At 69.8% G+C, this 11,752-nt stretch carries 4 protein-coding genes; all 4 read right to left on the bottom strand.

All coding sequences use genetic code 11. The features are described from left to right. The coding region (locus AB4Z27_RS26520) for a glutamate cyclase domain-containing protein (protein WP_441645661.1) at positions 1-8,858 on the bottom strand (8,858 nt) is incomplete at its 3' end. Between the two features lie 141 nt (positions 8,859-8,999). Beyond that, positions 9,000-9,803, bottom strand: a complete 804-nt coding sequence (locus AB4Z27_RS26515) for a putative hydro-lyase (protein ID WP_441645660.1) — start codon at positions 9,801-9,803, stop codon at positions 9,000-9,002. 105 nt (positions 9,804-9,908) lie between these two features. Next, a complete protein-coding gene (locus AB4Z27_RS26510) occupies positions 9,909-10,874 on the bottom strand; it encodes a LysR family transcriptional regulator (RefSeq protein ID WP_092297556.1) in 966 nt (321 codons plus the stop codon). Then, on the bottom strand, positions 10,871-11,437 hold the full coding sequence (locus AB4Z27_RS26505) for an SRPBCC family protein (RefSeq protein WP_092297553.1): 567 nt from the start codon (positions 11,435-11,437) through the stop codon (positions 10,871-10,873). Before AB4Z27_RS26505 ends, AB4Z27_RS26510 begins: the two co-directional genes overlap by 4 nt. Positions 11,438-11,752 lie beyond the last annotated feature (315 nt).

Genomic DNA, 11,752 nt, shown 5'->3' with positions numbered 1-11,752 from the left:
TCGTAGACCACGGTGGGCCGGCCCGAGACCGTCATGTCGTCGGGGCCAAAGGTCTTCAGCGTGTTGAAGCCGAGCCCCGCCGCCGTGCGCAGCGCCTCGCGCTCGCCCTGCACCATGAAGCCGGTCATCTCGTCATTGGCGATGCCCACAGCCTTGTCGCGGCCCAGCGCGAACACGGTCTTGGCGCCGCCGCCCCCGAGCCGCGGCCCCAGATAGGTGGCCAGGTCCACGCGCTCGCGTCCGCCGCCGGGATGGCGCAGGTAAACCACCCCGCGCGCGTTGACATCGAAACGATGGTTCGCGTACGGGTCAGGCTGGGGCTGCACGCGCCGCCAGTTGCCGCCGGGCTGGGTCAGGTCGATGGCGGGCTTGCCGTTCGCGTCCGCGCCGCGTTGTAGCGCGAACTCGGGGGCCAGCACCTCGGTCTGCATCACGTTCGCCACCTGCTCCGCGAAGACGCGGCCCTGCGGCAGGTGGGCGCCGTCGAGCGCGAGCACGATCGGCTGMCCGGMCTGCCACTCGTCGGCCATGCGGAGCGCGAATTCGTGCGCGCCGATGGGCTGGCCATCCTCGCCACGCAGGCCGCCCTCGGGGTGGATCGCCCCGACCACCACCGTATGGTCCCCGGGCGCGTTCACGCGGTGCGGCTTGTCGCCAACCGCCACCTCGCTCCAGCGCGCCGGCGTCTGCCGCCAGCCTGCCGGCGTGGCCGCGTCGGGCACCGGCGCCGCCGCAGCCGCCGCCGCCGTCCTCCCGCCGTGGGTGACGCCCACGATGGGCAGCCCCGGCCGGGCGCCGAAGAAGCGGCCACCGTTCACCACGTGGAGGTYCGCGCCGGACATCGCCATCGTCGCGCGGTCCGCCGCCACGCCCAGCCCGGCGCCGTGCGCGAGGTCGCTGCCCGGCGAGAAGAACGCGTCGATATTGAGCGCGCCGTCCGGGCCATAGACGTTGGCGCCCAGCCCATTGGCCACTTCCTGCGCCAGCGAGACCACGCCGTCCTGCGCGTGGCAGCCGTAGAGCAGCACGGGCATGCCTTCCTCGTAGTCGGGATGGGCGCGGATGCGGTCGATGATGGTGGCGGCGTCGGCCATCCGCGACGGCCCCGTGCCGCTCGCGTTCATCTCCACGCCGCCGAACACGCCTTCGGCYCGCACCGTGAAGTAGCCCGGCACACGCGGCACGGAAATGCCGACCGCCGCACCATCGAACGTGACCTGYCCCGCCTCCTGCGCCAGATCCAGATGGGCCGGCCCGCGCGGGAACTGCGCCAGCTGGCCGAGATGGTCCACGCGCCGCCCGCCCTCGCGGCGCACCAGCGGCGCTCCGGCGCGGAAATCCTCGGGCAAGGCGATACGGATCTCGCCCCCRTAGCCCCGATTCAGCGCGAGGCTGCCGGCGCGCGTGGTGCGGCCGGTCAGCGTCACCGGAATCGTGCCGATCAGGTTGCCGTCGTGGATCCGACCCTGGAAGCCGCGTTGCGCGACCACGGCCACCTGCACCGGCTGGCCGGCCTGCACGGCCTCGTCGGCGCTGGCCAGCGCCTGCTGGAGCGAGTCATGCGAGGACTCCGGCAGGCCGCTGCGCACGGTCACCTCGCCGCCAGCCGCCGGCAGCACCACGTAGTGCACGCCGGCCAGCCGCCCGCCCGAAGCGTGCACGCCGTCGATCGTCGCCGCGATGGCGCCGGCGTCGACGGTCTCGTCGCGCAAGGACCAGCTACCGTCGCGCACCGGCGCGGCGTCCGTGCGGCGCGTGGACACGGCGCGCGGACGCGGGCCGGCTTGTCCTTGAGGATGGCCCCCCGCCGGCGTGCGCCCGCCATGGTGGATCACCGCGTTGGCCGCCTCCGCCACCGGCGTGCGCGCCACGCCCGGGCCGCCGAACCAGGCATTCGGCGCGGCACCGGGGCCGGMAGGCAGTTCGCCCGTGGCCGCGTGGCGGTAGAGCTGGACGATGGCGGCATGCACGTCGGTCGAGAAGCCGTCCACCGTCGGCACGCGCTCGCGCGAGACGCCATCGACGGCACCCGCATCGGCAGCCGCCTGCAGCACGCGCCGCAGCTCGTCGGGCGTCTGGAACCGCTCGATCATGTTGCCGCGCTTGAGCAGCAACGCCGACAGCGCATACGCGCCCCAGTTGGACACGCTGGCCGTCACCACATGGTCCGCCGTGATCTCGGCCGCGATCTGCTTGCCGTTCCAGCCCTTCGGGATCAGGCCCTTGAGCCCGCCCATGCCCACCTCGTTGCCGCCGTCGCCAATGCCCAGCGTCTCCACGCCCTCGCGCGCGTTGGCCTGGATCAGGATCTCGTCGATGGCCGGGTTGAAATCGTCGATCTCGATCCCGCGCATATTGTTCTTGGTGCCGTCCGCCGCGCGCGACGGCAGTTCGATCGCCATCACCCGGTCCGGCCCCACGGCTTCCAGCAGCGCCCGCGCCGGGGCCTTGGCGTCGCCCACGGGTACGTCGAAAACCTTGATGTTGTCGGTCGGCTCGCCCATCTCGCGCAGGATGGCCTCCAGGATCGGCTTGTTGGCCGAATCCACCACGTAGGTCACCTGCTTGCCGCGCAGGCGCAGCGCCCGGCCCAGTTCGGCCGTGCCCGGCGGCCCGTCGGTCTCGGGCATGCCCTTGGCGACCGAGAACCCGGTCAGCAGCATGATGTTCTCGCCACTTTCCAGCGCCGCCGCCGCGCGCTGGGCCCCGTCCGGCATGTAGAACTCGCGCAGGCCCCGCCCGATATAGCTGAAGCTGACCCGATCCACCGGGTTCAGGTGGCGGCCGGCATCCACCAGCGCGCGCACGCCGGACACATCGGCGGCTTCCCCGAACGGCGACTTGAACACGCGGATGTCGTTGCGGCCACCCATGGCGTGTGCCAGCCGGGACACCGCCGAGGGTTGGCCGGAGGTGACCACCATCGTCGGCAGCGTCTTGCTGTCGGGCACCTGCATCGGGTCCAGCGGCGTGTCCAGCAGGTCCGTGGCCTGCAGCAGGCCCTTGTCGATCAGCACGTCCACGGCCTTGCGCGCCTGGAACTGCATCGGGTCGATCAGCTTCACGTGGGACATGCCGATGGCGTCGAGCTGCTGGCGCACCAGCGACTCCAGCGCCGGGTAGTGCGTGCAGCAGAACCAGACCGAGGTGGTATCGGCCGGAATGCGGTCCAGGTTGATGTAGTCGGCAATCCACTGCTTGAGCTGGGCGAGCTGCGCGCCATCGTCCAGGTGCATCAGGTTGTTGACCGCGCCGGCCCATTCCGTGGCAGGGATTTCCTCCACGGTGCGCCGGCCGCCGCTGGCCTCGCGCACGCCGTTCAGGTAGGCGTGGCCGCCCACCGTGCCGGGCGTGGCCACCACCACGGGCCGCTCGCCGCCCATCTCCACGATCTGCGGCACGGTCTGCTGGATCAGGTTCACCATCTCGAAGCCGTGCATGCGCGCCAGCACCGTGGCCAGCGCCAGGCAGGCGGTGTTGCAGGCGGCCAGGTTCACGTCGCCCATCAGCTTCTGCACGGCCTGCAGGCCGGCGTGGACCTTCTCGGCCAGATCCTCGGGCGTGCGGCCGCCGTAGGTGCCGGCCGCGTGGTCGGTCACCGCCTCCACCTGCACCGCCTTGCCGGTCAGCGCGTAGATGTGGCGGGCGAGGTTCTGGGCGGCCAGCAGGCCGCCGTTGCTCGAATCGAACGCGGTGACGACGATGACATCGTCCTCCACGCGGATGCCGGCGGCCTCGGCATCGACATCCTTCGGCAGGAAGCGGCGCTGGATGCCATCGAACAGCTTCACGAAGTCGAGCCCCTCCGGCAGGCTCTCCGCCGCCTTGCCGAGCAGCTCGTAGACGCCAAGCTGCACGGACTTGTCCATACCGCGCACGCTGGTGGCGCCCACCTCGTAGGTCACGCCGTCGCGCGCGTTGAAGCTCGCCATGGTCTCCAACATGTCGCCGATCTGCTGGATGTCCGGCATCTTGCCTTCGCCGTTGTGGTACCGCTGGAGCGCGAAACCGATGGCCTGCGCGGCCAGGTTCGAGTTCATGCCGGTGACCACGTGGTCCGCGCTCACGTCTGACCAGAGTTCGGCGTGGACGTCCTCGGGCGCCATGGCCCGGGTGATGCGCTCGCGCAGGGGGCGCATGCCAGCCTCGTTGCCGTGGTCGCCCACGGCCACCGTCAGCACGCCCTTCATGTCCCGGGCATCCACCAGAAGCTGGTCCACGCGCGGCCCGCCGGCCACGGCCTCCCCGGTCTGGAGGCGGTATTCGTTGTTCAGGTTGCGGCCGGCTACYTCCACGGCGATGACGGCCTCGGGCTGGTGCATCGCCAGCAGCGCCTTGGATTGCAGCGTGGCSGCCAGATGGTCCTTGGCGCGGAAGGTTTCCACGCGYGCGTTGGGYTGGTCGAGGTCATTGCGCAGCATCTTGCGCAGCGCCCGGCCGTGGGCGCGGTCGGTCACGTAAACCACTTCCTTGCCGAGCGAGGTCAGGTACGCGCCCAGCGAGGCCGCGCCGATCACGCCATTGGTCTCGGCATGGCCATGCGCGGTCAGCGGCGCGGTGACGATCATCACGCGGTCSAGGTCCGCCAGTGCCCGCGCGGCCAGCTCGGCGCCGTACGGCACGCCGATCTGCTCCATGCGGCCGTCGATCCAGAGCACGTTGTCGAGCGGGGAGATGGCGTTCTGGCGCAGCGCGTGCGCCGGGGCATCGGCCTCGTCCGCAGTACGCGCCGCGCGCGCCGCCTCCTCGGCCGGGCCATGCCGGATGGTGCGTCGCTGGGCGGGGGCGGCCCCTTCCGCATCGCCCCGGCCCCGCCGCAGGGCCGGGCCGTGGAAGATGCGCCGGCGCTCGGACGCGGCGCTTTCGGATCGACGGTCTGCGGCATCGGCGCTTTCGCGCCGGCGGCTGGTCGCCTCGGACAGATAGCGCTCCTGGGCCCGCGCCAGCGCGCGATCCATCATATTGGTGATGACGCGGTCCTGCACCAGCGTGCCGCGCGCGCGGAATGCCTGCCAGCGCGAGGCGACCTGCTGGGCGTCCGGCGACGTCGTCGGCCGGGTGGTGGCGCCTTCCGGCGTGTTGGTCGACCGTCCAGTGGATGGTGCAGCGGGGCTGGTCGGCTCTCCCGGCGTGCGCGCGCGGTTCGACGTCGAGGGACGTCCGGCCTCGCCATCGCGCGCGCCAGGGCGCTGGCCCGGCGCCGGCACATCGTCGTGCAGGCGCGGACGGCCGCCGCCCGGGTTGGCGGCATCGCGCGACGTACGCGGCGCGGTAGTCACGTCAGGATCRCCGTCCCGCAGCACGTTGGCGGCCTCGCCATYGGCGGCGCGGTTCGCGGGGCTGTTGGCGGCATCGTCCAGCGGCGTRCGGCCGCGCGTGCGCTGGTAGGTATCGCGCACGGACTCGCCCACCCGCTTCTGGATRGCTGCCGGCATCATCTGCGTGGCGCCCATCAGCAGCATGGCGCTGTTCTGCACCACCTCGCTGACGCTCATGTCCTTGCCGTGCTGGGCGAACGCCGTGGCCTGCTGGGCGGTCTGCACACCGCCGATGCCGAACGCGGTGCCGTTGAGCACGCGGCTGGTCGTGCCGAAGCGCGAGGCCGACTGCATCAGCGTTTGGCCCGCCATCTCCCGCACCGTGCCGCCGCCAGCCGCCACCCGCACGCCGGCATTGGCCGCCAGCGAGCCGAACTTGGCAAAGCCCATGCCGCCGATGCCGGCCACCGAGCCGCCCACGTTCAGCCATTGGGACATCGCCTCCTGGCTCTTGAACGGATTGATCGAGCGGCCATGATCGGCGATGTTGTCCAGCTCGTGCCACGAGGTGCCGATGCCGTAGCCCATGCTGCCGATCATGCCGCCCCAGGCCACCGCCACCAGCGGCGTCAGCGTGCCGCCCGACGCCACCATGACCACCCCGCCCGCCACGGCRCCGACCGCCGCCACGCCGAGGTTGACCCAGCCCATGACCTTTTCCGTGCCGGTCACGATATGGGCGTCCATCGCCTCGTAGCTGACGTGGCCATCCCTGCCGAGATCGAGGTTACGGTCGGCGATGTAGACGGTGCCCTTGTCGGCCAGGAGGTTGTTCTCCTGGAAATCGCGCTTCGGGTCGGCGCCCTCCTTGCCGTAGACGGAGCCGCTGTCGTCCACCCACATGGTGTTGCCGTCGCGGCCCTTGAACTCGAACACCGCGGTCTGGTASGCCGCACTGCCCGGCTGGGTCACGAAGATCGGGATGGCCGAGGCCGTCGCGTCATTGCCGGCATTGGCRCGGATCTCCGCCTTGACGTCCTTGATGGTCTGGGGCGTGGCGCTGGGCATSGCCAGCTGGATCGCCTTGTCGAGCGCGGCGTCGTCGCCGACCTTGGCCTTCAGGTCCTGCTTCTGCAGGCCCATGCTGTCGAACGACTGGCGCAGGATCTCGTCCTTGTCGAGATCGAACATCTTGTTCTGCTCTTTGGCCTCGGCGCTCTCGCCGTACTTCTCGTTGCCGCGCGCGGTGGCCTTCTGGACGTAGTAGTCCGACATCGGCGGCGCGTCCTTGCTGGACTTCAGTGCCTGCTCGAAGGCGATGGAGAGCCCGGTGTAGCCCTGCGCGGCGGCGTCCTGGGCGCCGCCGTAGATGCGGCCCTGGCGGGAGCTGCCGGACTGGTTGCTCATCATCAGCAGGCTGACGTCGTTGTCGCGGTCGGTCAGCCAGGCGGCCGTGCGCTGGGCGGCGGGGCCGGAGCCCGGTTTGGCGCCTTCGGTGGTGGCGTAGTAGTTGGCGTCGGCCTTGTCCACCACGGCGGCCAGCCCGTGGTAGAAGTCGTCCCAGTCGTTGTAGCCGGCGCCGGTGCTGTCGTTGCGGGCGGTCCAGTCGTTCTTGTACTCCGAGCGGACGGTCTCCAGCAACGTGTCGGCATCCTCGGGAATCAGGTTCGGCGCGGTGTCCTGCAGGTACTGGCCCACCTTGTCGGCGTACATGTCCTGCTGGCCCTGGATCGGGCGACCCTCGTCGTCGTGCGTCTTGTTCTTGAGGTTCTTGTCCATCGCCGCGTTGATCTGCGTCTTGAACAGGTCGCTGTCGAAGCGGTCGTTGTGCACGGCCACGTACTGGGCGCGCTCGTCGGGCGACTGGGCGGCGTCCACGCCAGCCTTGCGGGTGGCCAGCGCGCCGTTGACGTCGCCGGCATCGAGCTGCCTGGCGATGCTGGTGGTCATGGTGTCCACGCGCTGCTCGGTCGATGCCTGGAGCAGCACGCGCATATGGTCCAGCGCCGGCGTGGTCGCGGTCGCCTTCTCTTCCGGCGTCTTCGCGCGGGCCTTGGCCGCGTCGGTCAGCTGCTGCGCCGTGTAGAACAGGAGCTGGCCGCCGTACTGCTGCACGCCCTGGTTGTACTGCGCGGTTTTCGGGTCGCCGGCCGGGGCGTTGGGGTCGGGGCGGAGGCTGTCCGCATCGAGCGACTTGTAGAGGACGTAGCCGGCCGGGTTGTCCTTCATCATCGCCCGTTCGTCGGCGGGCAGGTCGCGCGTGAGGACCGAGTTGGGATCGTTCTTCGCATAGGGATCGAGCGTCAGGCCCTCCATGTGGGCCAGCGCCAGCGTGGTCGGGTCGGTCTTGGCCAGCCCGCGCTCGAAGTCGTTGGTGGGCACGAGGTTGGCCATCTCGCCCTTGAGCTGCCCCTTGGCATTGGCGAGGTCGATGACCTTGCCGAGGTCCGGGCTGGCGCCGTAGCGCTCCTTGACCTCGGCCACGGCCTGCTCGCGGAAGCGCTCGGGCACCTTGACGCCCTGCCCCTTGTCCAGTGCCGCGCGCTGCGCCTTGGCGTCGTTGACGGCAGTCGTATAGATCGACATGCCTTCCTGCCGCTCGTAGCGGTTCGGCGTCTTGTCGTTCTGGACCGTCTTCAGGCCCTCATCGGAATCATGCTGGTAGCGATTGACCGCCGAGGTGTCGATTTCCTTCTGCAGGGCGGCAGTGAAGTCGTCGCTGGCCTTCTGGAGGTCCTGCTGCGCGGCGGTGTCGTTGGCGCGAGCGGTTTGCAGGTCATCGTCGAGGCCCGCCTCGGCCCGGCGAACGCCGCCGGGGATCTTGTTGTAGGCGGCCGTCTCCTGCTGGAGCGTCTTGCCGGTGGCTTCGGCCTTGTCCTGCGCCAGCACCAGCTTGAAGCGGGCCGCGCCGGTGTCGCGCGCGGCCTGGTTGGGCTCGGTCTTCAGGTAGTCCTTCCTGGCGTCCTCAAGGTTGGCCTTGAGCGCCGGGTCGTCGTAGCGCTTGGTGATTTCCTTGAGCTTGGCGTCGACGGCGGCCGTCTCGTCCCGTCCGGTCTGGGCCGCGTGATTGGCCGCCACGCGCAGCTCGTTCTGCACGCCGCCGAGCACGGTGCCGTACTTCTCGCCCAGCGGTTTCCACTTGGCGTCGGTCATCGGGCCGCCGTTCAGCTTGTCGACGGTATCGTCGTAGGCGCTCTTGGCGTCTTTCTCCCAGCGGTCGGTGTGTGCCTTGGCGTCGTCCTCTTCCTGCTTGCGCTTGGTCTCGGCGGGGTCGGGCGGCGGCGCGGCAGGCTTATCCGTCTTCGGGGCACTGGCCAGCGTCAACGTGAGCGGCTCGTTGCCGGTGTAGACCGCATTGGTGACCTGCGGCGTCTGCTGGGGCTTCTCGGTCTGCTCGGTCTTGGCCGGCTGCTTGGGCGTCTCGGGCTGCTGCGGCTGCTGGGCGCGGGCGGCGGCTTCCTGCTGGGCGCGGCGCTGGGCCTGCTCCTGGGCCTCCCGCGCGGCGCGCTCCGCGGCTTCGCGGGCGCGCTCGGCGGCCTCGGCGGCGGCACGGGCGGCGGCCGCTGCGGCGGCCCGGATCGCATCCATGAAATCCAGCATGTCGCTTGTCTCCACGTGGATGCCGGCAAGCCACGCGGGGCGCGGCGGCCGGCAGGTCAGACGGTGCCGCAGATTTTGCGCGCGCGGGCACGCGCGCGACACTATGAGAACTCGTAGGGCTGACTGGTGCTACAGCCGGCGCTACAGCCGGTTGTTGTCGAGGTCGGTCACCAACATGCAGCCCGGCGCGTGCGTGATGCAGATTTCGGGGCGCGCCTCGCGGATCACGGCCTGCGGGGTGACGCCGCAGGCCCAGAACACCGGGATCTCGTGGGCGYCCAGGGGCACGGCATCGCCATAGTCGGGGGATTCGATGTCCTCGATGCCGATCAGCGACGGGTCGCCGATATGCACCGGCGCCCCGTGCACGTCCGGGTAGCGCGCGGTGATCTCGGTGGCCAGGATCGCGTCGGCGGCGGACAGCGGGCGCATGGACACCACCAGCTTGCCGGAGAGCCGCCCGGCCGGCCGGGTCTCGATATCGGTGCGGAACATCGCCACGTTGCGGCCCAGGTTGATGTGCTTGAGCGGCACGTTGGCAGCCAGCAGCGCGTGCTCGAACGAGAACGAGCAGCCGATGGCGAAGGCCACGAAGTCGTCACGCCACAGCTCCGCCACGCTGGCGGTCTCGTGGTACTCGGTGCCGTGGCGATAGACGCGGTACATCGGCACATCGGTGCGGATATCGACATCCACGCCCAGGTTGCGGAAGACCGGATCGCCCGGATCGGTCACGTCGATCACCGGGCAGGACTTGCGGTTCARCGCGCAGAACTGGAGGAAGTCATAGGCCCAGTCGCGCGTCAGGATCACGATATTGGCCTGCACGTAGCCCCGCGCCAGGCCGCTGGTGTGGCCACGGTAGCGGCCCTCGCGAATGATGCGGCGCAATGCGGCGGGGTCGTCGGGCAGGATCGAGGCGGCGTGCTGGAGAGGCTGGTTCATGGCTGCGGCGTGGGAATCGGGTGAAGTCGAAACCGATTCTGGTGGCCGGTGCCGCATCGCGTCCAACAAATCTTTCGGGTGGCGCGCGATAAAGAAATCCGATGACTACGAGCCTGCGTGGGAGGTTTCGGGCATGGCGGTGGCCAGCACCGGGGAGGCCGCCGTGGCCATGTCGTCGCCCACTTCGAGGCAGAAATCGGCCACCACCTGCGTGGCGATCTCGACGATGGACTCGTTGACTTCCAGCCCCGCGCCGATGCGCCACGAGGCCACGATGTCCAGCGCCGGCGGGTGGTTGTCCACCTGCACCACGGCCAGCGTGCCGTCGGCCAGTTCCTGCCGGACCAGTGCCGGCGGCACCGCGCCGATGCCGAAGCCATCGCCAATCAGCCGCGTCATGGCCGCCACCGAGTTGACGCAGTTGATGCGCGGCGAGGTCACGCCGTTCAGGTGGAACAGGCTCAGGATGTCCTGGTGCGGCCGGGAATTCTTGACGAAGGTGATCACGCGCTCGGCGCCCAGCGCCTCCAGCGATGGGTACGGGCGGTCATAGGCGCTGCCCTTCGCCACGATCCAGCGGATGGGGTAGCGCGCCAGCTCGATGTTGCGGACGGTCTCCAGCCGCAGCAGGTCGGTCTGGAAGATCACGTCGAGGTAGCCCTTCTGCAGTTGGTCACAGAGGTTGAGCGCGGCATCGGCAGTCAGCTCGATCTCAAGCTGCGGATAGGCCTGCATCGCGCGCTTGACCACGGTGGAGAGCCAGGTATGGATGACCGAGTCCATCGCGCCGATGCGCACCCGCCCCGCGATGGTGCGCGAGCGGTCCAGCGATTGCCGCAGATGGTGCATCGTGTTCACCATCTTCTCCGCGTACTCGAGCACGCGCTGGCCCTCGGGCGTCAGCGTCACGCCTCGCGAATCGCGCAGGAACAGCTTCACGCCGAGGTCTTCCTCCAGCACGGCAATGCGGCTGGAGATGGACGCCTGCGTGCTGAACAGCTTTTCGGCGGTCAGCCGGAAGCTGCGCAGACGCGCGACCCAGACGAAGGTTTCGAGGAAACGCAGGTTCATGGGGTGGGGGCTTGCGGGAGAGGGGCGACAACCGTCGCGGATTTTGCGTCGGCAGCGGCTTCCAGCGCCACCTCCTCCGCCCTCGCCTTCAAATTCCCCAGCGCGGCCTGCATCGCATCCCCCAGCGCGTGCGGATACTCGGAGCCCGCGCCATCGGGCAGCGCGAAGGGGTCCAGCCACACCTGCCACGTCAGGATCGTGGTGCCGGCATCGAGCCCCGGCTTGGCCTGCAGGCGCCCGCGCGTATGGCCGGAGAGCTTGCGGTAGCTATAGGCGTAGGGCCCCTTGTCGGTCAGGATGTCCACGGCCGGCAGCCCGCCCGCCTTGTAGACCATGCGCCGGACCGTGCCGGGCGCGCCACTGCCGAGCACTACGTCGCAMCGTTTGAATTCGCCGTCCCATTTCGCCAGTGCGCAGTAGCCGCCGGCCTGCTGCCACACCAGGTCGGCGTCGGCGTTGATCGCCACCGAGCGCTCCACGGGCACCAGTTGGGCGTGCGCGGCACCGGCMGCGCCAAGCAGCAGGACCACGAGCAGGGGTCGAAGCGAGAGGTTGGGGAGCATGGGAATGGGCGTGCAATGAGATTGCCGCAAGCCTACCGGCGACGTGCGCGCGCGACCACTACCGAGCACTCGTAGGAAACCCTCGCCTACGGATCTCCGTAGGAAGTGACGGGGCTGGCGCGCCGTATGCTTACGCCTTCCCCTGCGAAAGGGGGGCATCGGCACGATCAGGGAAAACCCCGAACCGCTGCGCGGGCGCTCTCCCGCAATCCCCCGAATTAGCTGCCTTTCAGCACAGGATTCAATTTTTCTTATCGGCCCTCGCCCGAAAAACTAGTTGGACGCGAGGGAGGCGCGGTTTCAAGAATGCAGGAC

Source organism: Cupriavidus sp. KB_39 (assembly GCF_052114485.1).
In the GTDB taxonomy this organism is placed as follows: Bacteria; Pseudomonadota; Gammaproteobacteria; order Burkholderiales; family Burkholderiaceae; genus Cupriavidus.
This window is presented reverse-complemented; position numbering and strand designations above follow the sequence as displayed.

Excerpts from the sequence above, each read along its gene's own strand:
- AB4Z27_RS26510 (WP_092297556.1), bottom strand. The coding sequence starts at position 10,874 with ATGAACCTGCGTTTCCTCGAAACCTTCGTCTGGGTCGCGCGTCTGCGC.